The organism is Streptomyces sp. IMTB 2501, from assembly GCF_001953885.1.
Classification (GTDB): domain Bacteria; phylum Actinomycetota; class Actinomycetes; order Streptomycetales; family Streptomycetaceae; genus Streptomyces.
This window is the reverse complement of record NZ_MQUS01000002.1, coordinates 359,962-382,965: the sequence shown is the minus strand read 5'-3', so window position 1 is coordinate 382,965 and position 23,004 is coordinate 359,962. Positions and strand designations below refer to the sequence as shown.

Here is a 23,004-nt window from a genome sequence, read left to right as displayed (position 1 = left end):
CGGGGCTCATGGTGACGCGGGTCACGTGGCCGTGGGGCAGTCCCGGCCCCGGTCACCCGGTCCTGAGGACGCACTCGATGCCGGTCACATCGCCGTCGGATCGATCTCTCTCCGTCGTCGCTCCAGGTAGGCCCGCTCGGCCTCGCTTGCCGTCAGGTCGGCGGCCCGGGCGTACTCCGTCGCCGCCTCGGCGGGGCGGTCCAGACGGCGCAGCAGGTCGGCACGGACGGCGTGCAGGACGTGGTAGCGGTCGAGGTCCAGGGTGTCGAGCACGTCGAGTGCGGTGGCCGGGCTCTCGGTCTCGGCGACGGCGACCGCACGGTTCAGGGCGACGACCGGGGTCGGCGCCATCGCCATGAGCTGGTCGTACAGGCGCAGGATCTGCCGCCAGTCGGTGGCTGCGGCGGTGGGTGCGTCGCTGTGCACGGCGTTGACGGCGGCCTGGATCTGGTACGGCCCGGGGCGGCCGCGGCGCAGACAGCGCCGGACCAGGTCCTGGCCCTCGGCGATCAGCGCCCGGTCCCAGCGGGAGCGGTCCTGCTCGGGCAGCGGGACGAGGACGCCGTCCGCACCCTGCCGGGCCGGCCGCCGGGACTCGGTCAGCAGCATCAGCGCGAGCAGGCCTGTGACCTCGGGTTCGTCCGGCATCAGCGCGGCGAGCAGCCGGCCGAGGCGGAGCGCCTCCGCGCACAGGGCGGGATCGCCGGTGTAGCCCTCGTTGAAGATCAGGTAGATGACGGCGAGGACGCCGCCGAGCCGCTCGGGCAGGTCGGCGTCGCGGGGCACCCGGTACGGGATGCGCGCATCGCGGATCTTGGCCTTGGCCCGCACAAGACGCTGGGCGAGGGTGGGCTCGGGGACGAGGAACGCGCGGGCGATCTGGGCGGTGCTCAGGCCGCCGAGCAGACGCAGGGTGAGGGCGACGCGGGCCTGCGGGGCGAGCGCGGGGTGGCAGCAGGTGAAGATCAGACGAAGCCGGTCGTCGCGCACAGGGCCCTCCTCGGCCGGTGCGTCGGGCGCATGCGCGTCGGGTGTGCACAGGTGTGGCGCGTACAGCCGGGCGGCCTCGGCGTGCCGGGCGTCCCGGGTCGACTCGCGGCGCAGCCGGTCGATCGCACGGTTGCGGGCGGTGGTGATGATCCAGCCGGCCGGGCTCGGCGGCACACCGGTCTCCGGCCAGGTGCGGACGGCGGTGGTGAAGGCGTCCTGCACCGCTTCCTCGGCGAGCTCGATGTCGCCGAGGAAGCGTACGAGGACGGAGACCGCGCGTCCGTACTCGGCACGGAAGACGGTCTCGATGCCTGCGGTGCCGTCCATCGGTCAATGCTCGTCGACGAACGGCCGTACCTCGATGGGCAGCGTGGTCGCCAGGGCTGCCTTGCGGCCCCACTCCAGCGCCTCGTCGAGGTCGGCGGCCCGGATCAGGCAGATTACGCCCAGGTACTCCTTCCCCTCGGCGTAGGGGCCGTCGGTGATGAGCACGTCGCCGCCCTGGGGGCGGAGCATGGTGGCGGTCTCCGGGCCGTGCAGGCCCCCGGCGAACACCCAGGCTCCGGCGGCGCGCAGCTCGTCGTTGAATGCCTTGACATCGCGCATGATCGCGGCGAGCGCGTCGGGCGCGGGCGGGGTGCCGCCGGCCGGCTGGACCACGCTGAGCAGGTAGTGCTTCATGATGTCCTCCTTGGTGATTTCAGGGTCTTACGGCTTCGCGTCACCTCCTACACGAACGGCCTGCCCCCGGATCGACACGGCGCCGGGCGGAATCTTCGAAAGAATCTTCCGTATGACAGCCACCCCCGCACACCCGCTGCTCGACCGCGCCCACCGGCTCGCCACGGACCTGCTGATTCCCGAGGCCGAGCGGGTCGATCTGGAGGGCGTGCCCATGAGCCACATCGAGGCGGTGAAGCGGTCGGGGCTGCTCGGGGCGGGCGCCCCGGTCGCGTACGGCGGCTCGGGGGCGCCGCCGAACGTGGTCCGCCGGATCGCGGAGATCCTGTCCGGGGCGTGCTGTTCGACGTGGTTCGTGCAGACCCAGCACCACACGCCGGTGCAGACTCTGGCGCAGAGCGAACTCCCGGTCCGGGAGCGGCTGTTGGGCCCGCTGGCGCGGGGTGAGCTGCTGTCCGGGGTGGCGTACGCGCATCTGCGGTCGTATCCGCATCGCGTCCCGGTGCGCGTGCGCCGGGAGGGCGGGGGCTGGCGGTTCGACGGGACCGTGCCCTGGTACACCGGGTGGGGCCTGAACGACGTGATGCTGCTCGCCGGGGCGACCGATGCGGGCGAGGTGCTGTTCGCGTTCGCCGAGGCACGCGAGCAGCCGGGGCTGCGCGCTTCGGCGCCGATGCGCCTCGCCGCGCTCACCGCCGCGCGCACGGTCTCGCTGGAGCTGACCGGACTGTGGCTGCCCGAGGAGGCGGTGGCCCTGCAGACGCCGTACGAGCGATGGGCGCCCGGGGACCGCGCCAGGACCCTGAATGCCGGTCCGGCGGTCTTCGGCGTCGCGGCGGCCGCCCTGTCACTGCTGGACACGGAGACGGCCGCCCCGTTCACGGCCCGGCTCACCGACGTCCGCCGCCGCGCCTACGCCCTGGCCGACCATCCGGCACCGCTGGAGCGGGTCACGGAGCGGCTGGCGGTGCGCGCGGAGGCGTACGAGGTGCTGCGTACGGCCACCACGGCGGCGGTGGTGGCCGGCGGCGGCCGCTCGATGGCCCTGACCAGCCGCGCCCAGCGCCTCGCCCGGGAGGCGCTGTTCCTGCTGGTGCAGGGGCAGACGGCGGAAACCCGGGCGGCACAGCTGCGGGCGCTGGGAGGCGCCTGAGCCGACGCCCCGGCCGTCGCCGTGGACACGGGTGCGGGCACTCGAAGGCGCCTGAGCCAAGCCCCTGCCGTCACCGCCGGCGCAGTGCTCCCTGCGCGAGCGCATGGGTGGCGACCGCGGCCGCCGCGGCGAAGCCGAGGCCCTGGGCCAGGTCCCGCGGCCGCGTGGGGCGCAGCACGCCGGACCTGCGCAGCCGGCCGCGGGCCCACACGGTGAAGGGCAGGACGACCAGGGGCGTGGTCGCGGAGCCCGGGGTGTAGCCGCGCAGGGCCGCCGCCTGGGCCAGATGGACCAGGCCGTGCAGGCCGAAGGCGTTGAGCGCGGTCTGGTACACGGCCGACCGGCCCCCGGTCCGGTGGCCGTCGGCGGCCGCGGCGGCCACCACCACCGCCATCGCGGCGACCGCGGTGGCGAACTCCCGCGCGTCCGCGGACTCCAGCCGCCGCCAGACCGCCTCCGGCACCCGCGGGAACCGTTTGCGCAGCTCCGGCACCCGGGTGCGCACCCAGCGCGGCACCATGACCACTTCCTCGGTGTCGTGCAGGGCCCACGCGGCCAGCAGACCCCAGGTGACGGCCGCGCCCGGGTCGTTCGGTTCTCGTTCCATGAACCCGCAGTCTGCCAGGGCGGGTTGGTCAGCTGGCGAACGGCACCTGGGCCGACGCAGCGGACACCGTTCCGCCGGGATGCGTCCACAGTCCCTGTGCGGCGAGCCGGGGCAGCACACCCTCGCCGAACCAGTACGCCTCTTCCAGGTGCGGATAGCCGGAGAGGACGAACTCGTCGATGCCCAGGGCGTGGTACTCCTTGATCCGCTCGGCGACCTCGTCGTGGCTGCCGACCAGCGCGGTGCCCGCGCCGCCGCGCACCAGGCCGATGCCGGCCCAGAGGTTGGGGTGGATCTCCAGGCTCTCCCGGCTGCCGCCGTGCAGGGCGAGCATGCGCTGCTGGCCCGCGGACTCGCTGCGGGCGAGGCCCGCCTGGACGGCCCGTACGGTCTCCGGGTCGAAGCCGTCGAGCAGCCGGTCCGCCTCGGCCCAGGCCTGCGCGGCGGTGTCGCGGGTGACGACGTGCAGCCGGATGCCGAAGCGGAGGCTGCGCCCGTGCCCGGCGGCCAGCTCACGGATCCAGGCGATCTTCTCCGCGACCTGGGCGGGCGGCTCGCCCCAGGTGAGGTACACGTCGGCGTACCGGGCCGCGACCTCGCCGGCGGCGGGCGAGGAGCCGCCGAAGTACACCTCGGGCACCGGGTCGGGCACCCGGCTGAGCTTCGCCTCCGCGACCTGGAGATGTTCCCCGTGCAGATCGACGCTCTTGCCGTCCCACAGGTCCCGCACGATGTGCAGGAACTCGCTGGTACGACGGTACCGGGCGTCCTTGTCGAGGAAGTCGCCGTAGGCCCGCTGCTCGTGGCTCTCGCCGCCGGTGACCACGTTGAGCAGCAGCCGTCCGCCGGTCTGCCGCTGGAAGGTGGACGCCATCTGCGCGGCGAGTGTCGGCGAGACGAAGCCGGGCCGGAAGGCGACGAGGAACTTCAGCCGCTCGGAGTTCTGGCTGACCATGGCGGTGGTCAGCCACGCGTCCTCGCACCAGGCACCGGTCGGCGTGAGCGCGCCCACGAAGCCGAGGTCCTCGGCGGCCCGGGCGATCTGGCTCAGATAGGCGACCGTCGGGGGCCGGTCCCGGCCGGAGACGGTGGCCGGGGTGCCGTGGCCGCCGCCGACGACATGGCGGCTGTCGCCGTTGGTGGGCAGGAACCAGTGGAAGGTGAGGGACACCTGGGTCTCCGATCGCGAGTGTCCGTTGGAGCAGACCGTGCCGGGGCGGCCGGGTTCCGGTCAGCACGTACCGGCCGATGTGCTGGACCTTCCAGCGGGCCGGATCGTGCAGGGTGTGGGTGCGGGCGTCGCGCCCATGCCGGTGCAGATTCGGGGAGTCGAGCGCCGAACGGGTGCCGGCCACCTCGAACAGGGCGCTCGGCACGTCCACCGCGGCCTCGGCCGCCCGCACCTTGGCGGCGGCCACCGCGATGGACGCCTCGGCCGCCGAGTCGTCGATGAGGTGGCCGCGGGCGGCGGCGACCGTGCGACCGGCCTCCTTCAACACGACCTCGGCCGCCCGTACTTGCAGGGCGAGTTCGCCGAAACGCTGGACGAGGAGCGGGTCGTGCACGGCGCTGTCGGCTCCGCTCTCGGACCAGGGCCTGTTCCTGGTGCGGACGAACTCCGCCGCCTCGGCGAGCACTCCCCCGGCGATACCGGTGTCGATGGCAGCGTGCAGCAACTGGGCGACCGCGCCGTGGAGTTGTGGTCCCCGGAAGGTGAGGTGGTGCGGCAGGACGCGGTCGGCGGGCACGGGGACGTCGTCCAGGCGGACGCTGCCGCTCGCCGTCGTCCGCTGCCCCATGCCGTCCCAGTCGTCCACAACCGTCACTCCGGGGGCGTCCCGGGGGACGTACGCGACACGCAGGTTGTCGTCGGTGGCGCGGGCCGGCACGGGGATCCAGCCGGCGAACAGCGCACCGGTGCAGTAGTGCTTGACGCCGCTCAGCAGATACGACCCGTCGGGCCTCGGGCGCAGGCGGGTCAGGGTGTCCTGCACGTGCCGGGTGCCGGCCTTGGACTGCGCGTTGCCGAACCGGCGACCCGCCGGCAATTCGGTGTGGAAGAACCTCTGCTGCTCCTCGGTGCCTTGACGTTGGATCACATTGACGTAGACGAAGTGGCTCTGCGGGATCTGGGCGAGGCTGGGGTCGGCCGAGCCGAGCAGCCGGAAGATCCCGGCCAGGGTCCCGGCGCCGACGTCGGCGCCGACGCGCTCGGCGGGCACGGTGACGGCGAGCAGTCCCGAGGCGGAGAGCCGGTCCAACTCCGCGCGCGAGAGCCGCCGTTCGGCGTCGCGCTCGGCGGCTCCGGCGCGGAACTCGGCGGCCAGAGCCTCGGCGACGGCGAGTGCCTCGGCGTCGTCGGCGATGACATGTGCGGTCATGGCGGTCAGCTCGCCGCCGCCAGTACCGGGGTGCGGTCCAGGGCGGCGGAGAACTGGTCCACCACCTGGCCGAGCGCTTCGGCGGTGGCCGGGGCGAGGGTCAGCGAGCCGTCCTCGCGTACGGTGATGTCCTTGTCGAGGGTGAACCAGCCCTGGACCACGTGAGCGGCGCCCATGGAGTGCAGCACGGGGCGCAGCGCGTAGTCGACGGCGAGGACGTGCGCGGTGGAGCCGCCGGTGGCGAGCGGCAGCACGGTCTTGCCGGTGAGCGCGTACTGCGGGAGCAGGTCCAGGAGCGCCTTGAGGACGCCAGAGTACGACGCCTTGTAGATGGGTGTGCCGATCAGGTCGTATCCCCAGTCGGTGCGCTGTTCGATCGTGCTGGTGACGAGTCCTCCGCCGACGTTGGGGACCCAGTAGGCGAATTTCAGTGGCGTCGCGGGCATGCGGAACTCCTGGTGCGGAATTGCTCGGCGATTTTCCGGGCATGCCGAATTCCAGGCACGGGCGCACGGGAATGCGTGGGGAATTCGGGCGGTGCCGAGCGGAACGGAGAGCGGCGGATCGGCGGAGGAGCCGGACGATCAGGCCGCGACGCAACAGGAGGCGCTGGAGACGCGTGCGAGGTCGACATGGCGTCGCCGCGTGAGGTCCAGTCGCATCGTCATGCCGTCGATCGTCGCAGCCGCCGATGAGGGCCGTCAAGGAAAACCCGACCGGTCTTGCATCCCGGACCATTGAATTTCACGAGGGTGTGACAGGGAAACCCTTGAACCTGGCCCGCTCGGCCGCGCATTCTGCGCCGGTGCGGACCGAACAGCTGGAATACACAGCGGCGGTGACCCGACTCGGCTCACTTCGCCGGGCGGCCGACGAACTGCGCCTGTCGCAGCCCGCGTTGAGCGAGATTCGTGCGCAATCCGGAACGGGAGCTGGGTGTCGACCCGCTGGAGCGGAAACGGTCGGGGGCCACGATGAGCGAGGCGGGCCGGGAGCTGCTGCCGCACATCGTGAGCGTGCTGGAGGCGGTGGACCGGCTGCGGGCCGCGGCCGGAGAGCAGCACCGCATCAGCCGCATGGTGCGCGGCGGCACGGTCAACGCGGCGACCGTGCCGCTGCTGATTCCCGTACTGCGCGAGTTCCGGGCCGCACATCCGGTCACCCGGGTCGAGGTGGTGGGCGCGCAGCAGACGGAGATCCGGCGCGGCCTCACCGAGGGCGGCTTCGACCTGGGGCTGGTCAACCACCTGGACGGCGACGACGTGCCCGCGGGCTGGAGGGTACGGAACTCCTCCGCGGCCGGCCGGTGGTGTGCCTGCGCCCGGACAGTCCGCTCGCCGCGCTGCCCGCGGTCGGCGCCGAGGATCTGCTCGGCGTGCCGCTGATCGCGATGCGCGCCGGGTATGTGATGCACCGGTATGTGCACCGGCTGCTGTCGGGCCGGGTCCCGGCGTTCTCGTACTCGACCGACGGTGCGGAGATGGGCAAGCTGATGGTCGCCGAGGGGCTCGGGGCGACCGTGCTGCCGGACTTCAGCGTCGCCGGGGATCCGCTGGAGCGGGCCGGCAGGTTCAGGTACCGGCGCCGGCACGATCACGTACCGGCCGATCGCCGACGACACCACCCGGGTGCTGCTGATGCTCCAGCGCCGGCGCGTGGAGTCGGTACCGCGCGCGGCCCGGGACCTGTACACGGCCTTCGTACGCCGGGCACACGAACTGACGGCGGCCTGAGGAGCGGCCGTCATCCTCACCGGTCACCGCCTCAGCAACGGCCGTCCTCGTCCCCCGCCTCGGCCACGACGAGGAAAGCGTCGGACTTCAGATCCATCACCACGGTCACCCGCTCGCCCTCGGCACGGCGCGCGGCCGCGTACTCCTCCGCGGGCCACGATCCTCGCGGGGCCCCGGCGGGGAACCGCTCCAGCACTCTCCCACCCATGACGGTCGGTCACCTCCACGGTCGGCGGCCGGACACACCGTACGTCCGGTACTGCTCCGCCTGCCCGGATTCGGTGCGGACATGTCACCCAGTGCCGTACCCGGCCCGCACGACCGGCACAGCCCGCACAGGCCTACACATAAAGACTAAATAAGAGCAAACTGGGAACACGCGGTACGAAACCGAACACCGCACCAGACGCGGTCTGGCCTGCAAAGTCAAAGGAGACGAGTCATGTCAGACGTCTCGCACAGGGGTGATCTGTCGACCCACCCCGATGTCTCCGAAATGCGGGAACGCTACGCCCGCATGCTCGGCGGTCGTGATGTGGCGCTCGTGGACGGGCCGGTCTTCCTGCTCGGGCTCTACTGCGCGGCATCTCCCTGGATAGTGCACTACACGACGAGCCAGCCCGCGCTCATGAGCCACAACCTGATCATGGGTATAGCGATAGGCCTGCTGGCACTGGGATTCACCCGGGCCCCCGAGCGGATGTACGGCCTCAGCTGGGCCATGTGCGCGATGGGCATCTGGCTGATCATCGCTCCCTGGATCGTGGGCAGCGGCCCCGACAGGGGCGTGGTCATCAACAACATCGTCATCGGCGCGCTGGCGCTCGTACTCGGACTGGTCTGTGCCGGTACGGCAGCGCGGAGCAACTCCAGGCCGTGACCGGAGACACGCGGAGAGGAAGAACGGAGGACGAGGAACGGGGGTACGCAAGGCCGGTCCGCCCGGGCGGACCGGCCTCCTCGCACCCGCTCAGTGCCCCGGCACCAGCCAGGGCTCCTGTGGCAGGGTCCGGCCGGTCTCCAGCAGCGACTTGAGGTTGGACAGCACGGCCGGCCAGCCCCCCGCCACGTCCGAGCGCTCACCCTCGTCGTTGAGGTCCTCGTGGATGACGGTCAGCCGGACGATGTCCTCGTACGGCCGGATCTCGTAGGTGACCCGGGAGTGCCGGTCCTCGCGGCCCTCGTCACCGGGCGCGGCCCAGGTGGTGACCAGCCGGGTCGGCGGCTCGCTCGCCACCACCCTGCCGACCACGTCTGCGATGCCGGAGCCGTCGGTGCGCACATGCGCCCAGCGGGAGCCGGGCCGCCAGTCGGACTCGTTGCGGTGACCCCAGTAGGCGGCCGTGAGGTCGGCGTCGGTGAGCGCCTCCCAGACCTTCTCGGGCGTGCTCGCGATGTAGGTGACGTACACGAAGCTGGGTTTGTCGGTCATGGCTTCCTCGGCTCGTCGCTTCAGGGCGCCGAGCGCGCTCAGGCGCGGGCGCTCGAACTTGTCGATCCACCGCTCCTGGATCTCATGGAGCGGTACGGGGTTGAGGTAGTGCAGCTTTTCCCGCCCCCGCCGCACCGAGCTGATCAGGTTGGCCGCCTCCAGGACGGCCAGATGCTGGGTGACCGACTGGCGCGTCATGGCGATGCGCTCGCACAGCTCGCCCAGGGTCTGGCCGTTGTTCTCGTGGAGCCGGTCCAGCAGACGCCTGCGCGTGTCGTCGGCCAGCGCCTTGAAGACCTTGTCCATCCCGGTGTCACCCTCTGACTGCACACTCAACGTTATGCAGGCAATCACTTGCACGTCAAGGATAGCCAGGCCTACATGCGGTTTTTCCTGCGGATTCAATGATTGAGCAGTGGATTATGTACCAATTTGAGGAGAACGCTACGAACACCTGTTACATGACGTATGGATGGCCTTGATGGACGGTTCGTAGCGTCGAAGACACACCGACGAACGAAAACCGATCGAAGGACAGTTCACCGATGCGTGCTCTTCGCACCCTGCGCACCACCCTCGTCGCCGCCGGCGCCACCGCCGTCCTGGCCGCCTCGGCCGGCGGCGCGTTCGCGGCCGCCGCCCCCGAGTCGGCGCCCGCCACCCACGCCCCGGCCCACTGCAAGGACAAACGTGTCCTCGTCAAGACGGTGCGACTCGCGGACAAGGTCTCCGTCGCCAAGGTCTACAAGACCGGCAAGCACCGCTTCGAGGCGGAGATCTGGGCGAAGGGCAAGAAGTACGGGACCCTCGCCACCAAGGGCAGGGGCAAGCCCGCGCACGGCGGGCACAACGGACTGCATGTCACGCTGCACCCGAACGGCAAGGTGACGTCCTGGGTCGAGCGGGCCAAGCCGAAGCCCAAGCCGCAGCCCGTCGCCAAGCGCATCCTCGTCTCCGTGGCGACGCTGGCCGACGACGTCTCGACCGGCAAGGTCTACAAGCTCGGCGCCAACCACTACGAGGCCGACATCTACGCCCACGGCACCAAGCTCGACACCCTCGTCGCCAAGGGCCGAGCCGCCTACGGCGAGAACAACGGCCTGCACGTGGCCCTCAAGCCGGACGGCCGGCTGACCTCCTGGGTCGACGACGCGCCGCGGCCCGAGCCGAAGAGGAACACCTCCGGCACCAAGCCGACCCCGCTGCCGGACCACGGCAACGCCACCGACGACAAGGCCGGCACGAGCGACAAGGCCGCCACTCCGGCGCCCGTGATCCCGGCCACGCCGGACGCCCAGGTCACGACGGAGACCGCGCAGGCGCAGTGACGCGGCTGCGTTCAGCCGGTCACGGCGAACGAGATCCACACATCCGGGGGCAGCTCCGGCCGGTCGGGTACCGGCCGGAGCTCACGCGTCCAGGCATTGCCGGCCAGATCCCGGGCGACGTACGTCCAGAACCGTACGGCGGCCGGATTGTCGTCCTGGAACGCGATCTCCCAGGCCCCGGGGTGCCGGCGGAGCACGTCCCGCACGGCCCGCGTCCCGATCCCGCGCCGCCGGGCACCGCGTACGACGAAGAAGCTGTTCAGCACCCGCACCGGCCGGTCCAGCGCGCGCACGAACGCGAAACCGGCCGGGCGCCCGTCGCACAGGAAGAGGTACGGCGCCCAGTCCGGCCGGGTGAGGGCGTACTCGACGCGTTCGTTGCGGAAGGTGCCGTCCGGGCCGGGCAGGACGCCCCGGAACTCGGACAGGTCGTGGTGGAACATCAGCCACAGCCGTTCGACGGCGGGCCGGTCCTGGAGGGTCGCGGGTCGGACGGTCAGGTTCGCGAAGGGGGTTTCGGTCATGAAACACAGCCTCCCCGGCGGACAAGGCGTCCGGTCCGGGGAGGCGCGCGAAGACTTCCGTAACTCTAGCTCATCTCAAGGACCTTGTACTCCTCAGCTCATCTCAACGACCTTGTACTCCTCGGTGATCTCCTTCCGGCCGAACGGCCAGACCTTCTCCAGCCGTGCCCACACGACGAAGGCGACGCAGCCGAGGGCCAGCCAGGCCAGGGACCACTCGATGGGGTGGCGGCCCGGGGAGTTCTTGTCGGCGTAGCCGTAGATCACGCACCAGCCGGCGAACGCGAGGATGCCCGGCAGCGGGTACAGCCACATCCGGTACGGGCGGCGCAGCTCCGGCTGCCGCTTGCGCAGAACGCTCAGGGCGACGATCTGGGCGAGCGCCTGGACGATCACCATGACCGTGGTGAGCAACTGGATCAGAGTCGCAAGGTCGGTGTGCCGGCCGATCAGAAAGCCGACGGCGGTGATCACGCCCATGGTCGCGAGGCCCAGCATCGGGAAGCGGTGCCTGGGGTGCAGCTTCTCGTACGGCCGGAAGAAGACGCGGTCGCGGGCGGCGTCGTAGGGGACGCGGGAGCCGCCCAGCAGTCCGGTGAACACCGAGGCGAACGCGGTGACGAGGATGAGCACGGTCACCACGTCGGCGGCGCCCTTGCCCCAGGTCTTCTCCAGCACCGCCGAGGCGACCGAGGTCGAGGCGATGTCGTGCGGGTCGGTCATCCGGTGCCAGTCGACGACGCCCAGGGTGCCGATCTGCAGCAGCAGGTAGATCGCCATGATGCCGAGGATGGAGAGGAGGATCGAGCGCGGCAGCGTACGGCCCGGGTCCTTGATCTCGGCACCCATGTACGCGGTGGTGTTGTAGCCGAGGTAGTCGTAGATGCCGATGGTCAGACCCGCGGCGAAACCGAGCCAGAAGTGGTTGCTCGTCAGGTCGAAGGCGCCGGCCGGGTAGGTGAAGGCCAGATGGGGGCTGAAGTCACTGGCCGCGGCGGCGATCACCAGGAACACCGAGGCGATCATCACGGCCCACATCACGGCGGTGATCCGCGCGATGTGCTCGATGCCGCGCCAGAGCAGGAGCACGACCAGGGCGATGACGCCGAGGCCGATCAGATCGCCCCCCGTCGGGCCGAGATCCGGGGCCAGATAGCCCAGGTACTGAACGAAGCCGACCACGCCGGTCGACATGATCAGCGGGATGAAGAGCATCGCCGTCCACACGAACAGGAACGGCATCAGCCGGCCCGTGCGGTACTGGAAGGCCTGGCGCAGATAGACGTAACTGCCGCCGGAGCCGGGCATCGAGGCGCCCAGCTCGGCCCAGACCAGTCCGTCGCAGAGCGCGAGGACGGCGCCCGCGACAAAGCCGATGACCGCCTGCGGACCGCCGAACGCGGCGACCATCAGCGGGATCGTGACGAACGGGCCGATGCCGCACATCTGGCTCATGTTGATGGCCGTGGCCTGGAACAGGCCGACACGGCGGACGAAACCACCCGCGGGCGGAGGACTACCGGACATGGCCGATAAAGTTAAGGAGCCTTACTTGCGGCGTCAAGTGTGCGCGGCGAATGCGTGAGAATGGTGCGATGGCCGCCAGCGATGTCATGGAGCAGCAGGAACAGCCCTGGAGCCGCCGGAGGCTGCGCAGCACCAATGAGCGGCTGCTGCTGGACCGGCTGCGCGCCCTCGGCGCCGCCTCGCGCGCCCAACTGGCCCGGGAGACCGGCCTGTCGAAGCCGACTGTCTCCAGTGCCCTGACCTCCCTGGAGACGGCCGGTCTGGTGCACGAGGTCGGCACCCACGCCCCGGAGCGCGGGCGCACCGCCGTGCTGTACGCCCCCGACCCGGCCGCCGGGTACGCGCTCGGCGTGGACATCGGGCGCGGCTGGCTGCGGGTGGCGGTGGCCGATCTGGACGGCACGGTCGTCGCCCGGGCCGACGTACGCAACCGCGCCCGCGCCTCCGCCGCCCTCGCCGACCTGGTCGTGGGCACCGCCCGCCAGGTGATCGCCAACTCGGACGTGGACCCGGCCGAGGTGGTGCACGGGGTGGTCGGCACGCCCGGTGTGTACGACGCGAAGCAGCGGCGGGTGCGATACGCGATGCATCTGCCGGGCTGGGGGCGCGCGGGGCTCGTCGACCGGATGCGCGAGGAGCTGGGCGTACCGCTGGAGGTGCACAACGACGCCAATCTCGCCGCGCTCGGCGAGTACACCTACGGCGTCGGCACGGGCAGTCGGCTGTTCGCGTACATCCTGATCGGCACGGGACTCGGCATGGGCGTCGTCAGCGAGGGCCGGCTGTTCACCGGGGCACACGGGCTGGCCGGCGAGATCGGCTTCCTGCCCTGGCCGGGGCGGCAGAAGCCGGAGCGGCTGGAGGACGCGGTGTCCGGGGTGGCCGTGGTGGAGGCCGCCCGGGAGTTCGGAATGAGCGGGCAGCTCACGGCGAAAGCGGTCTTCGACGCGGCCCGGCAGGGCCATCCTGCCGCCCTGCGGGCGGTGGAGCTGGAGGGCGAGCGGATCGCGCACACCGTAGCGGCGGCCGCCGCCGTACTCGACCCGGATCTGGTGGTGCTCGGCGGCGGTGTCGGCCACAGCGTCGACCTTCTGCTGCGTCCGGTCCAGGAGCAGGTGCGCGCTCTCACCCCGCTGCGGCCCCGGATCGCGCCGAGCCGGCTCGGTGAGGACGCGGTCCTGCTCGGTGCGGTGGCCACGGCGCTGGACACGGCCCGGGACCTGGTGTTCGAGCGCAGGGCGGCCGGAACCTGACCGGCCCAAGGGCCCGGCCGCCCACGGTCATTGACACGACCGGTACGGCGCCCTAGCGTGAGCCACTTTAGTAAAGTTTCCTAACTTTACAAGGCCGGAGCTCCGCCATGCCTCCTCGCCCCGTCCTCGGCCGCCGGTACGCCGTCACCGCGCTGGTCATCGGCCTGCTCGCCGCCCTGACCAGCGGCGCCTGGGCCGGCGCCCGGCACCGGACGTCACCGGCCGCTGTCACACGCGTTTCCTCCGCCGCCGGCACCGCCACCCCGCTCACCGGCTACGCCATCCAGTCCTCGGCGAAGGTGACCGACTCCGCCGCCACGCTCTCCTCCCCCGGCTATCCGGCGCAGGGCTGGTATCCGGCGGGCCCCCGCTCCACGGTGCTGGCCGCGCTGCTCGCCAACGGGGTCTACGCCGACCCGTTCTTCTCCACCAACCAGCAGAAGATCCCGAGGGCCGACTTCCAGGTCCCCTGGTGGTACCGCTCCGACTTCACCGTCCAGGACACCACGCGGCGCACCTTCATCGACTTCAGCGGGGTGATCTCGGCGGCCGACGTCTATGTGGACGGCCACCAGGTGGCGGCGGCCAAGGATGTCAGTGGCGCCTACACCCACCACGAGCTGGACATCACCTCACTGGTCAGGTCCGGCACCAACACGGTCGCCTTCCGTATCCAGCCCGACGACCCGGACAAGGACCTCACCATGGGCTGGATCGACTGGCTCCAGCCGCCGCCCGACCGGAACATGGGCATCGTCCGGGACGTCCTGGTGCGCAGGGGCGGCCCGGTGGCACTGCGGGACGCGCACGTGCTCACCAAGCTGGCCGTGCCGTCGCTCGCCTCCGCCGACCTGACGGTGAAGGCCCAGGCCCGCAATGACACCGGCGCGCCGGTCACGGCCGAGATCACCGGCACCCTTGGCGCGACGCGCTTCACCCGACAGGTCCCGCTCGCCGCCCACGAGACGAAGACCGTCACCTTCTCCCCCGCCGACACCCCGGACCTGCACCTCACCTCACCGAAGGTCTGGTGGCCGGCCGGGATGGGCGGACAGCCGCTGTACGACCTCGATCTCACCGCGTCCGTCGCCGGTAAGACGTCCGACACCGCGCACGAGAGCTTCGGCATCCGTGACGTCCAGGCGCCGCTGAACACGGACGGAGCACGCCAGTACCGGATCAACGGCCGCAAGCTGCTGATCAAGGGCGGCGGCTGGTCCCCGGACGAGTTCCTGCGCTGGGACAGCCGTTATGTCGAGGACCGGCTGAAGTACGCCGTCGATCTGGGGCTGAACGCCATCCGGCTGGAAGGGCATCTGGAGCCGGACGAGTTCTTCGACCTGGCCGACCGCTACGGCGTGCTCACGCTGCCGGGCTGGGAGTGCTGCGACAAGTGGGAGGGCAACGTCAACGGTGCCGACGAGCCCGGGGAACCGTGGACCGACGCCGACTATCCGGTGGCGAAGGCGTCCATGGCCGCCGAGGCCGCCCGGCTGCGCGACCACCCGAGTGTGATCTCCTTCCTGATCGGCAGCGACTTCGCACCCGACGCGAAGATCGAGAAGACCTATCTGGACGCCCTGAAGGCCGCCGACTGGCCCGACCCGCTGGTCTCCGCCGCCTCCGACAAGTCCTCACCTCAGCTCGGCAGTTCGGGCCTGAAGATGACCGGGCCGTACGACTGGGTGCCGCCCGGTTACTGGTACGCCAAGCGCGAGGGCGGGGCCACCGGCTTCAACTCCGAGACCAGCGCGGGCCCGAGCATCCCGACCCTCGACACCCTGCGCCGTGTGCTGACCCCGGCCGAGCTGGACACCCTCTGGAAGGACCCGGCGGCGCAGCAGTACCACCGCTCGCCGTCCCCGGTCTTCGGCTCGCTCAAGATCTACGACGCCGCCCTCACCGGCCGCTACGGCGCCCCCACGAGCCTCGCCGACTATGTGCGCAAGGCCCAGCTGGCCCAGTACGAGAACGTGCGCGCCCAGTTCGAGGCGTACGAGCGCAACGCCACGGACACGTCGAAACCCTCGACCGGCGTGATCCACTGGATGTTCAACAGCGGCTGGACCTCCCTGCACTGGCAGCTGACGGACCGTTATCTCGACCAGGGCGGCGCCTACTTCGGCGCCAAGAAGGCGAACGAGCAGCTGCACGTCCAGTACGGGTACGACGACCGCTCGGTGGTCGTCCTCAATCATCTGCACACCGCCGCGACCGGACTCACCGCACGGGCCACGCTGTTCAACCCCGACGGTACGCAGAAGTACGACAAGACCGTCACCGGGCTGACGGTGGGCGGTGACGGCGCGCACGGCACCGCCCTCACCCTGCCGTCCTCGGTGAGCGGACTGTCGCCGACGTATCTGCTCCGCCTGGTCCTGACGGACGCGACCGGCAAGGAGGTGAGCCGGAACGTGTACTGGCTCTCCACCCGGCCCGACACCCTCGACTGGCCGGGCACCACCTGGTACTACACGCCGACGACGAGCTACGCCGATCTCAAGGGGCTGTCCTCGATGGCCCAGGTGCCGGTGTCGGCGACGGCGGCCACACGGTCCTCGGACGGTACGTCGACCACGACGGTCACCCTGCGGAACAGCGGGAGCGGGCAGACCCCGGCGCTGCTGACGGACGTCCACCTCGTGGACGCGCAGGGGAAACCGGTGCTGCCCGTGCGCTGGTCGGACAACGAGGTGAGCCTGTGGCCGGGCGAGTCGGTGACGCTGACCGCCGCCTACCGCACCGCCGATCTGCACGGCTCGGCGCCGGGTGTGCGGGTCTCCGGCTGGAACACCCCGGAGCGGACGGTACCGGCGGCGTGACACGGGCGGGGGTGGGCCGGCGACCCACCTCCGCCCGTTCGGCTCAGGCGACGTTGAGCGCGGTGTCGTCCACCACGAACGACGTCTGGTACTTGGAGCCCTCGGTACCGGTGAACTTCAGCGTGACGGTCTGCCCGGCGTAAGCGCTGAGGTCGAAGCTGCGCTGGGTGTAGCCGGAGGCCGCGTTGAGGTTCGAGTACGTGGCCAGGGTGCCCAGGACCGTGCCGGAGCTGCCCAGGACCTGGACCTTGAGGGTGTCGTAGGCCGTGCTGGTGGTGGTCTCGGCCGTGTCGATGTGCAGATAGAAGTTGAGCGTGGCCGAGCAGCCGGACGGGATGGTCACCGACTGGGACAGGGTGTCGGTGGTGGCGGTGCCGTTGCCGTCGAGCCAGGCGTAGTACGAGCCAGAACGGGGCGACTCACCACTGGAGTTGGTGATGACGCCGCTGGTGGCGTTCCAGGTGCTGTTGCCGGACTCGAAGCCGTTGTTGCCGAGGAGCTGGGCGGCGGTGCAGGTGCCGGTGCCGCCACCGCCTCCGCCGCCACTGCTGGTGCCCGCACCGGCCAGCCAGGCGGTGGCGTTGAGGGCGAGGGCGGCGTTGGTGGCGCTGGAGTCGTTCCAGCCGTCGTAGAGGGTGTTGCCGGGCTGGCCGGTGCCGTCGTCGATCGGGGAGCTGTCGCCCCAGTAGGCGATCCGACCGCTGCCGTAGGCGCTGGTGAGGAAGAAGGCGCCGGTATTGCCGGAGTAACCGGTGCGGTAGAGCAGGCCCTTGACGGAGGAGTTGTCGGCGGGCTTGAGGGTGGCGGTGGTGCCGTTGGCGATGAGGCTCTTGGTGACGGTGCCGAAGGAGCCGTGCAGCACCGGGTCGGTGCTGTCGCTGATCGCCGCCGGGTGGTCGGAGCTGATGTTCAGCGAGTCGATCGAGAAGCCGAACGGGTCGCTGGAGTCGACGCTGTTGTTGGTCATCAGATCGTTGAGGATCTGGACCGAGTCGTAGCCGTCGTTGTTGCGGTCCGAGCCGGTGTGGTCGGAGATCATGAACAGACCGCCGCCGTTCTTCACGAAGTTCATGATCGCCGTTTTCTCGGCGCTCGTGAACAGTGTGTTCGGCTCCGGCAGGACCAGCGTGTCGAAGTTCGACAGGTCGAGCGAGGACGAGCCGCCGTAGCTGAGGCTGGAGCCGGACGGCAGCGTCTTCAGGCTGTAGTCGCCGGTCTTCTGCAGCGCCACGCCCCAGGAGGACAGGGCGCCGGTCCAGTCGGTCTCGGCGGACGGGGAGGCGTTCTCGCCGAGCGGGTCGGGCTGGCTGGTGGAGATGATCCAGTCGGCGTTTCCGGCGGTCTCCGCATGGGCGTTGTCGAACAGGATGCGGTGCGTGGTCGCCGCGTGTGCGGCGGTGCCGCTGCCGACCTGGACGGCGGCTCCGGCGAGGAGCAGACCGAATCCGGCCAGGGCGGTGGTGAATCTGCGGCGGGATCTCCGGGATCCAAGCATCCGACGAACCTCCATGAGGGGTGGGGAGAGGCGGTGCGGCGCCAATTCTGCGCGCGTAGAGCCGGGTTGGAGGGTTCTACACGCGTCACTTTGTTGAAAGGTACATGGCATGAAGCTCCGGTGAACAGAAAGTCCCGGCAATAACCGGAACGGACTGCCTCCGCTCACAGCATGTCGGCAGTCCCGGATCGACGCTGACGTAGGGTCAACTCCCGTACAGACAGGGGGTCGTGGTGCTCAGTGCGTGGAAGCCGAGGCGCTGCAGGACGGGGCGGCTCATGGGTGAGGCGTCGACCTGGAGATAGCGGTAACCGTGCGCGGCGGCGACGCGGGCGCGGTGGGCGACCAGGGCGCGGTAGATGCCCCGGCCGCGCCAGCCCTCGACGGTGCCGCCGCCCCACAGTCCGGCGAACGCGGTGCCGGGCACCAGTTCCATCCGGGCGGCGCTGACGGGTTCGTCCCCGGCGAGCGCCACCACGGCGACGACCGTGCCGGGGTCGGCGGCCAGCCGGGCGAGCAGCCGGTGCCGCAGCCGGGTGCCGTCGGTGCCGAAGGCCTTCTCGTGCACCGCCACGACCAGGTCGACGCCGGCCGGGTCGGTGGCCCGGACGAGGCGGATGCCGGCGGGCGGTTCGGCGTCCAGGGAGAGCCGTTCGGTCTCGCCGATCAGCAGCGTCTCCTCGGGCTCGGCCCGGAATCCGGCGGCGGTGAGCCGGGCGCCGAGGTCCGCCGGGCGGTCGTGGCCGTAGAGCTTCCATTCGAAGGCGTGGCCGAGGCCGGTGAAGCGGTCGATCTGGTCGTGGATCGCCCGGTCCGCGCCCCCCGGGTCCAGAGCGGACCAGAGCACGCCGTTCCAGCCCTGCGCGTCCGCGACCTGACGCACCACCGCGCCGGCCCGTTCGATCCGGGCGCCGGGGCCGTCGGGAGCCGCGTTCTCGCGCATGTCACGGTCGTAGAGGGCGAGCACCGCCGTGTGATCCATGCACCCAGCTCAACAGGAACGTTCCGGTCCGGGCAACGGGATTACCACGGCCGCGGCCGTACGGCGGCCAGATAGGCGCTGAGCCGGTCCCGGTTGCGGGCCAGGCAGTCGATGCGGGACTGGATGCGCTCTATGTGCCCCTGGAGCAGGGCGGCGGTCTCGGGCGTGACGCACTCGGCGGGCGGGTGGAGTTCGCCGGGGCCGGACAGGTACGGCAGGATCACCCGGATCATCTCGGTGGTCAGGCCGGAGTCCAGCAGGCCGCGGATCTGCTGGACGTCGGCGACCGTGGACTCCGGGTAGCTGCGGTAGCCGTTGCCGGTGCGTTCGGGGTGGAGCAGGTCCTGCTCCTCGTAGTAGCGCAGCAGACGGGCGGGCACACCCGTGCGGCGCGACAGCTCACCGATCCGCATGCCCGCCTCCCGGCGCCGCGCTTGACCTTCACACTGATGTCAGACTCCGACCATGGTCGCATGACCGTGTCCTCCATGTCCTCCCAGGTCAAGGGCGGTTCGCTGCCGTGGTCGGGGCTGCTGGCCCTGTCCTGCGCCGCGTTCACCGCCGTCATGACGGAACTTCTGCCGGCCGGCCTGCTGCCCGCGATGGCTCCCCCGCTCGGGGTCGCCGAGTCCCGCATCGGTTTCCTGGTCACCGCCTATGCGGCGGCCTCCTTCCTGGCCGCGGTCCCCGTCACCGCGGCCCTGCGTGGGCTGCCACGGCGCCCGGTGCTGTGCGGCGCTCTGCTGGGCTTCGCGGTCAGTGACGCGCTGGTCGCGGTGTCGTCGTCGTACCCACTCACTTTCGCGGCGCGGCTGCTGGCCGGCGCGATGGGCGGCACGCTGTGGGCGATGCTGGTCGGCTACGCGGCCCGGCTGGTGCCGGCCGAGCGGCGCGGGCGGGCCATCGCGATCGTGCTCGCCGGGATCACCCTGGCCCTGTCGCTCGGGGTGCCCGCCGGTACGGCGCTCGCCGGTGCGGTGGGCTGGCGGGCGGCCTTCGCGGCGCTGGCCGCGCTCGCGATGCTGCTCGTGGGCTGGATACGGCTGCGCGTGCCCGGCTTCCCGGGCGAACCGGCGCACGCGCGCGTGCCGCTCACCCGGGTGGCGCGCCGCCCTGGAATCCGCCCGGTGCTGTCGGTGACCCTGTTCGTGCTGCTCGGGCACCAGGTGATGTACACCTACGTCGCCCCGTTCGCCGCGCACGTCGGATACGCCCGTACGGGCCTGCTGCTCGCGGTGTTCGGGACGGCCACGGTGGCCGGGATCTGGGTCACCGGGGTGCTGATCGACCGGCTTCTGCGCAGCACGCTGCTGGCGGCGCTCGCGCTGTTCGCCGGGGTGCTGTGCGCGTTGGGCCTGGGCGCGCGGGCGCACCCGCTGCTCGTCGGCGCGGTGGCCCTGTGGGGTGTGGCCTTCGGCGGAGCGCCGACGCTCATCCAGACCGCACTGGTGGACGCCTCGGGTCAGGCCGAGGCCGATGTGGCGACGTCGCTGCAGACCACGGTGTACAACGCGGGCATCGCCGCCGGTTCGCTCACCGGCGGTGTGGCGCTGGACGGGCTGGGCGCCGGGGCCCTGCCGTGGACCGCGCTGGGGCCTGCCGTGCTGGCACTGGCGACGGTCGCGGCGGGGCACCGGTACGCCTTCCCCGCACTGCGGCACCCCGGTGCCCCGGAGGCGAACGCGCAGGCCGAGGCGGTGCTGGAGGCGCAGGCATGAAAGCTGTACCGGCGCCGCCTGCGGTCTTCGGGCCTGTCCGGCGGATCAGGTCGCAGGACGTCTGCGGTACCTGACAGGTGCGGGTGAGCCGGGGCGATGGAGGTGCCCGTACGCTGCGACAGGATCAGCCGGGCAGGACCTGACTTCCCTGCCTCTCAGCCGAGTTCGAGGGTGGTCACGCCGAACACGCGGTGCTGCGCATACGCGCGTACCGGCCCCGTGTACATACGCGCGGTCTCGAACGACGCCTGGAATCCGGCCTCTTCGGCGAGGGCGACGCCCGCCGCGTGCGGCTCGGGCACGTCGATGGCCACCTCGCGTCCGGCGGCCTCGGTCGTGAGGGCGGCGAACAGGGCGCGGGCATCGTCGGCGGTGTCCGCGAAGAGGGGGCCGATGCGCAGGGTGTCGCGGCCGGGGCGGAGGACGCCGTAACCGGTGAGGCGGGCGCCGTCGTGGCGGACGAAGGCCCGGTGGCCGGGGCTGGTGAGCCACTCGGCGAGGAAGCGCGGACGGTCGGCCGGGTAGCAGGCGCTGTCGTACGCGGTGATCGCGGCGAGGTCGGCGGGACCGGCCGGACGGACGCCCGCGGGTACCTCGGCCTGCGGGGCGGTACCGGTGAACCGGATGGTGCGGTAGGCGAGTTCGAAGCCGGACTGACGGTAGTTGTCCTGCTGGGCGACGACGCCGTCCAGGCCGACGGTGCGGTCACCGGCGTGTGCGAGGGCGGTCTTCCAGGTGGTGAGACCGTGGCCGTGGCCGCGCAGGTCGGGGCGGACGAGATAGCAGCCCAGGAAGGCGTAGTCCGAGCCGTAGTTCACCACGGAGATCGCCGACACGGGCTCCCCGTCGATGCGGCCGAGGAAGAACCCGTCGGGATCCTGAGCGAAGAACGCGGGACCGTCGGACAGTCCGGGATTCCAGCCCTCCGCCGCCGCCCATCCGGCGATCACCGGCCAGTCGGCGAGGGTGGCCTGGGTGACGACGAGGTCGTGGGGGGCCGCAGGGGTCATCGATGCGCTCCATTTCCGTCGGGACCGGACTGTCGCCCCGCATCCTTCCGGATCAACGGGGGCCGCGCCACGGGGAGATCGGCCGTTGCGCACCGCGCGTCCCGGCCGTTCAGGGCGTGGAGCAGCGGACGCAGCATCGCGAGGACGAACACCCCGAAGAGTGTGATGGGCAGCAGCCCGACCGGGCGCAGCAGAGCCGCCGGATCCTCTTTGATCCAGGGCCAGTTGACGTACCAGTTGGCGAGGACGTCCAGCGTCATCACGACGCCGGCCGCCCGGATGCCCGAGGGCCGCGTCCGCAGCGTCAGGACGACGACCAGCGGGTCGAGGACGACCAGGGCGACGAAGAACACCCGCAACGGGGCCGGGGCGAAGGCGGCGTAGGCGTGGAGCCCGCCGCGCACCAGGTCGAGGACGTGGGAGCAGGTCCCCTCCAGGAATCCGCCGGCGTACACCACGAGAGTCCAGCGCGCCCGAGCCGGTAGTACCCGCCATCGCCCGCGTATGCCGTCCATCACCGGATCAACCTACTGCACCCGGTGAACCGCCTGACTGCAGGCGGGCGGACACCGTCCGGCGGCCGACGAACCGGACCCCACCGGGCCGGCGTCCGGTGGGGCCTTCGGGGCGGTGCGTCAGCTGGTGCGGCCGGAACGGAAGCGGCGGTAGAGGGCCGTGCCCGTGAGGAGCAGCGTGGCGCTTCCGGCGACGGCGGGGAAGGTGGTGTCCGTACCGGTGTGGGCCAGCGCATATGTCGTCGACTGCGTGGCCGGGCGCGGGGCGCGGTGGTGCCGCGGCGGGGCCTTCGGGGCCGGGTGGCGGGGGGCGCGGGGCAGGCCGCCGTTGACGGACCGGTTGCCCTCGGCCGGGTTGCCCAGGCCGATCACGTTGACGCTGTTGCCGCTGACGTTCACCGGCGCCTCGACGGGGAGCTGGATGCCGTTGCCGGAGAGCACGCCGGGCGAGTCCTGCGCCGTGCCCTGCGCGGACGCACCCCCGGACCTCGAAGACCGGCCCTTCGCGGTCCCGGTGTCACCGTTCGCGCACGCGTTGCCGACGGCCGGGTTGAGCAGCCCCACCACGTTCACGGTGTTGCCGCACACGTTGACCGGCACGTGTACCGGGAGCTGGATGCCGTTTCCGGAGATCAGCCCTGGCGAGCCGGCCGCGGAGCCGTCGGCTGCCGCGCCGTCGGCCGCGAAGGCGGCGGACACCGGCAGCACCACGGCCAGCGCCCCGGTGGCTGCGGCGACGGCGATCACGCCGTTACGGGTAGCCCGTCTCATAGGTTCCCTGCCTTCCAGACATCGTCGCGGGCACTCGCCCGCACCCCGTAAAACGCCCGCGAACCATCGGAGTTATGGCTAA

Annotated in this window: 21 protein-coding genes and 3 pseudogenes; 7 read left to right on the top strand and 17 right to left on the bottom strand. The window is 71.4% G+C overall.

Features of this window, described 5'->3' with window-relative positions; genetic code table 11:
* Nucleotides 1-84: 84 nt before the first annotated feature.
* Both AV521_RS05940 and AV521_RS05935 read right to left on the bottom strand, forming a co-directional pair.
* Nucleotides 85-1,317: an RNA polymerase sigma factor gene (locus tag AV521_RS05940; protein ID WP_076084428.1), complete on the bottom strand. Its 1,233-nt coding sequence runs from the start codon at nucleotides 1,315-1,317 to the stop codon at nucleotides 85-87.
* Between the two features lie 3 nt (nucleotides 1,318-1,320).
* The gene (locus AV521_RS05935) at nucleotides 1,321-1,671 is read right to left on the bottom strand and encodes a YciI family protein (protein WP_076084425.1); all 351 of its coding nucleotides are present in this window, start codon (nucleotides 1,669-1,671) and stop codon (nucleotides 1,321-1,323) included.
* A 112-nt stretch (nucleotides 1,672-1,783) separates the two neighbouring features.
* On the opposite strand from AV521_RS05935, the gene AV521_RS05930 reads away from it, so the two are divergent.
* Complete coding sequence (locus tag AV521_RS05930; protein WP_076084421.1) at nucleotides 1,784-2,824, top strand: acyl-CoA dehydrogenase family protein; 1,041 nt, start codon at nucleotides 1,784-1,786, stop codon at nucleotides 2,822-2,824.
* Between the two features lie 70 nt (nucleotides 2,825-2,894).
* Here AV521_RS05930 and AV521_RS05925 read toward each other — a convergent pair whose 3' ends face one another.
* The 5 genes and pseudogenes from AV521_RS05925 to AV521_RS52580 all read right to left on the bottom strand — a co-directional run bounded on the left by AV521_RS05925 (nucleotide 2,895) and on the right by AV521_RS52580 (nucleotide 6,474).
* Nucleotides 2,895-3,431: an HXXEE domain-containing protein gene (locus AV521_RS05925; RefSeq protein ID WP_076084418.1), complete on the bottom strand. Its 537-nt coding sequence runs from the start codon at nucleotides 3,429-3,431 to the stop codon at nucleotides 2,895-2,897.
* A 28-nt stretch (nucleotides 3,432-3,459) separates the two neighbouring features.
* Nucleotides 3,460-4,602 (bottom strand): LLM class flavin-dependent oxidoreductase, encoded by a 1,143-nt coding sequence (locus AV521_RS05920; protein WP_076084415.1) that lies wholly within the window; start codon nucleotides 4,600-4,602, stop codon nucleotides 3,460-3,462.
* A 28-nt stretch (nucleotides 4,603-4,630) separates the two neighbouring features.
* A pseudogene (locus AV521_RS05915) lies at nucleotides 4,631-5,812 on the bottom strand (SfnB family sulfur acquisition oxidoreductase); the annotation flags it as partial.
* A gap of 5 nt (nucleotides 5,813-5,817) precedes the next feature.
* Nucleotides 5,818-6,159 (bottom strand): annotated as a pseudogene (locus AV521_RS05910) (NAD(P)H-dependent oxidoreductase); the annotation flags it as partial.
* 237 nt (nucleotides 6,160-6,396) lie between these two features.
* Nucleotides 6,397-6,474, bottom strand: a complete 78-nt coding sequence (locus tag AV521_RS52580) for a putative leader peptide (RefSeq protein ID WP_356777075.1) — start codon at nucleotides 6,472-6,474, stop codon at nucleotides 6,397-6,399.
* 143 nt (nucleotides 6,475-6,617) lie between these two features.
* Here AV521_RS52580 and AV521_RS05905 point away from each other — a divergent pair.
* Nucleotides 6,618-7,545, top strand: a pseudogene (locus AV521_RS05905) (LysR family transcriptional regulator).
* 31 nt (nucleotides 7,546-7,576) lie between these two features.
* Here AV521_RS05905 and AV521_RS49105 read toward each other — a convergent pair.
* Nucleotides 7,577-7,753, bottom strand: a complete 177-nt coding sequence (locus AV521_RS49105) for a hypothetical protein (protein ID WP_179022862.1) — start codon at nucleotides 7,751-7,753, stop codon at nucleotides 7,577-7,579.
* A gap of 234 nt (nucleotides 7,754-7,987) precedes the next feature.
* Here AV521_RS49105 and AV521_RS05900 point away from each other — a divergent pair, with 234 nt between their 5' ends.
* Complete coding sequence (locus tag AV521_RS05900) at nucleotides 7,988-8,425, top strand: SPW repeat protein (protein ID WP_076084412.1); 438 nt, start codon at nucleotides 7,988-7,990, stop codon at nucleotides 8,423-8,425.
* Nucleotides 8,426-8,515: 90 nt separating this feature from the next.
* Here the strand turns inward: AV521_RS05900 and AV521_RS05895 are convergent, their stop codons facing one another.
* Nucleotides 8,516-9,283 (bottom strand): metalloregulator ArsR/SmtB family transcription factor, encoded by a 768-nt coding sequence (locus AV521_RS05895; protein ID WP_076084409.1) that lies wholly within the window; start codon nucleotides 9,281-9,283, stop codon nucleotides 8,516-8,518.
* A 239-nt stretch (nucleotides 9,284-9,522) separates the two neighbouring features.
* Here AV521_RS05895 and AV521_RS05890 point away from each other — a divergent pair, with 239 nt between their 5' ends.
* Nucleotides 9,523-10,305, top strand: coding sequence for a hypothetical protein (locus AV521_RS05890; RefSeq protein WP_076084406.1), 783 nt, complete (start codon nucleotides 9,523-9,525; stop codon nucleotides 10,303-10,305).
* A gap of 11 nt (nucleotides 10,306-10,316) precedes the next feature.
* Here the strand turns inward: AV521_RS05890 and AV521_RS05885 are convergent, their stop codons facing one another.
* Both AV521_RS05885 and AV521_RS05880 read right to left on the bottom strand, forming a co-directional pair.
* Entirely contained in the window at nucleotides 10,317-10,829 is a 513-nt protein-coding gene (locus AV521_RS05885) for a GNAT family N-acetyltransferase (protein WP_076084403.1), read from the bottom strand.
* A gap of 93 nt (nucleotides 10,830-10,922) precedes the next feature.
* Entirely contained in the window at nucleotides 10,923-12,356 is a 1,434-nt protein-coding gene (locus AV521_RS05880) for an APC family permease (RefSeq protein WP_076084400.1), read from the bottom strand.
* A gap of 68 nt (nucleotides 12,357-12,424) precedes the next feature.
* On the opposite strand from AV521_RS05880, the gene AV521_RS05875 reads away from it, so the two are divergent.
* Both AV521_RS05875 and AV521_RS05870 read left to right on the top strand, forming a co-directional pair.
* Entirely contained in the window at nucleotides 12,425-13,609 is a 1,185-nt protein-coding gene (locus tag AV521_RS05875; RefSeq protein WP_076084746.1) for an ROK family transcriptional regulator, read from the top strand.
* Nucleotides 13,610-13,716: 107 nt separating this feature from the next.
* Nucleotides 13,717-16,431, top strand: a complete 2,715-nt coding sequence (locus AV521_RS05870) for an exo-beta-D-glucosaminidase (protein ID WP_076084397.1) — start codon at nucleotides 13,717-13,719, stop codon at nucleotides 16,429-16,431.
* Between the two features lie 43 nt (nucleotides 16,432-16,474).
* Here the strand turns inward: AV521_RS05870 and AV521_RS05865 are convergent, their stop codons facing one another.
* The 3 genes from AV521_RS05865 to AV521_RS05855 form a co-directional block, all read right to left on the bottom strand.
* Nucleotides 16,475-17,926 (bottom strand): immune inhibitor A domain-containing protein, encoded by a 1,452-nt coding sequence (locus tag AV521_RS05865; RefSeq protein ID WP_076084394.1) that lies wholly within the window; start codon nucleotides 17,924-17,926, stop codon nucleotides 16,475-16,477.
* Nucleotides 17,927-18,131: 205 nt separating this feature from the next.
* The gene (locus AV521_RS05860) at nucleotides 18,132-18,908 is read right to left on the bottom strand and encodes a GNAT family N-acetyltransferase (RefSeq protein WP_076084391.1); all 777 of its coding nucleotides are present in this window, start codon (nucleotides 18,906-18,908) and stop codon (nucleotides 18,132-18,134) included.
* 41 nt (nucleotides 18,909-18,949) lie between these two features.
* Complete coding sequence (locus AV521_RS05855; RefSeq protein WP_076084387.1) at nucleotides 18,950-19,321, bottom strand: MerR family transcriptional regulator; 372 nt, start codon at nucleotides 19,319-19,321, stop codon at nucleotides 18,950-18,952.
* 60 nt (nucleotides 19,322-19,381) lie between these two features.
* On the opposite strand from AV521_RS05855, the gene AV521_RS05850 reads away from it, so the two are divergent.
* A complete protein-coding gene (locus AV521_RS05850; protein WP_076084385.1) occupies nucleotides 19,382-20,626 on the top strand; it encodes an MFS transporter in 1,245 nt (414 codons plus the stop codon).
* Between the two features lie 155 nt (nucleotides 20,627-20,781).
* Here AV521_RS05850 and AV521_RS05845 read toward each other — a convergent pair whose 3' ends face one another.
* From AV521_RS05845 to AV521_RS52230, 3 genes are all read right to left on the bottom strand, one after another.
* Nucleotides 20,782-21,636 (bottom strand): GNAT family N-acetyltransferase, encoded by an 855-nt coding sequence (locus AV521_RS05845; RefSeq protein WP_076084381.1) that lies wholly within the window; start codon nucleotides 21,634-21,636, stop codon nucleotides 20,782-20,784.
* Nucleotides 21,633-22,091 (bottom strand): hypothetical protein, encoded by a 459-nt coding sequence (locus AV521_RS05840; RefSeq protein WP_256725446.1) that lies wholly within the window; start codon nucleotides 22,089-22,091, stop codon nucleotides 21,633-21,635. The genes AV521_RS05845 and AV521_RS05840 overlap by 4 nt, the downstream gene beginning before the upstream one ends.
* A gap of 180 nt (nucleotides 22,092-22,271) precedes the next feature.
* Entirely contained in the window at nucleotides 22,272-22,922 is a 651-nt protein-coding gene (locus tag AV521_RS52230; protein WP_179022860.1) for a chaplin, read from the bottom strand.
* Between the last annotated feature and the right edge of the window lie 82 nt (nucleotides 22,923-23,004).

Coding starts and splice junctions, on each gene's coding strand:
- AV521_RS05940 (WP_076084428.1), bottom strand. CDS start 1,317: ATGGACGGCACCGCAGGCATCGAGACCGTCTTCCGTGCCGAGTACGGA.
- AV521_RS05935 (WP_076084425.1), bottom strand. CDS start 1,671: ATGAAGCACTACCTGCTCAGCGTGGTCCAGCCGGCCGGCGGCACCCCG.
- AV521_RS05930 (WP_076084421.1), top strand. CDS start 1,784: ATGACAGCCACCCCCGCACACCCGCTGCTCGACCGCGCCCACCGGCTC.
- AV521_RS05925 (WP_076084418.1), bottom strand. CDS start 3,431: ATGGAACGAGAACCGAACGACCCGGGCGCGGCCGTCACCTGGGGTCTG.
- AV521_RS52580 (WP_356777075.1), bottom strand. CDS start 6,474: ATGCGACTGGACCTCACGCGGCGACGCCATGTCGACCTCGCACGCGTC.
- AV521_RS49105 (WP_179022862.1), bottom strand. CDS start 7,753: ATGGGTGGGAGAGTGCTGGAGCGGTTCCCCGCCGGGGCCCCGCGAGGA.
- AV521_RS05900 (WP_076084412.1), top strand. CDS start 7,988: ATGTCAGACGTCTCGCACAGGGGTGATCTGTCGACCCACCCCGATGTC.
- AV521_RS05895 (WP_076084409.1), bottom strand. CDS start 9,283: ATGGACAAGGTCTTCAAGGCGCTGGCCGACGACACGCGCAGGCGTCTG.
- AV521_RS05890 (WP_076084406.1), top strand. CDS start 9,523: ATGCGTGCTCTTCGCACCCTGCGCACCACCCTCGTCGCCGCCGGCGCC.
- AV521_RS05885 (WP_076084403.1), bottom strand. CDS start 10,829: ATGACCGAAACCCCCTTCGCGAACCTGACCGTCCGACCCGCGACCCTC.
- AV521_RS05880 (WP_076084400.1), bottom strand. CDS start 12,356: ATGTCCGGTAGTCCTCCGCCCGCGGGTGGTTTCGTCCGCCGTGTCGGC.
- AV521_RS05875 (WP_076084746.1), top strand. CDS start 12,425: ATGGCCGCCAGCGATGTCATGGAGCAGCAGGAACAGCCCTGGAGCCGC.
- AV521_RS05870 (WP_076084397.1), top strand. CDS start 13,717: ATGCCTCCTCGCCCCGTCCTCGGCCGCCGGTACGCCGTCACCGCGCTG.
- AV521_RS05865 (WP_076084394.1), bottom strand. CDS start 17,926: ATGCTTGGATCCCGGAGATCCCGCCGCAGATTCACCACCGCCCTGGCC.
- AV521_RS05860 (WP_076084391.1), bottom strand. CDS start 18,908: ATGGATCACACGGCGGTGCTCGCCCTCTACGACCGTGACATGCGCGAG.
- AV521_RS05855 (WP_076084387.1), bottom strand. CDS start 19,321: ATGCGGATCGGTGAGCTGTCGCGCCGCACGGGTGTGCCCGCCCGTCTG.
- AV521_RS05850 (WP_076084385.1), top strand. CDS start 19,382: ATGACCGTGTCCTCCATGTCCTCCCAGGTCAAGGGCGGTTCGCTGCCG.
- AV521_RS05845 (WP_076084381.1), bottom strand. CDS start 21,636: ATGACCCCTGCGGCCCCCCACGACCTCGTCGTCACCCAGGCCACCCTC.
- AV521_RS52230 (WP_179022860.1), bottom strand. CDS start 22,922: ATGAGACGGGCTACCCGTAACGGCGTGATCGCCGTCGCCGCAGCCACC.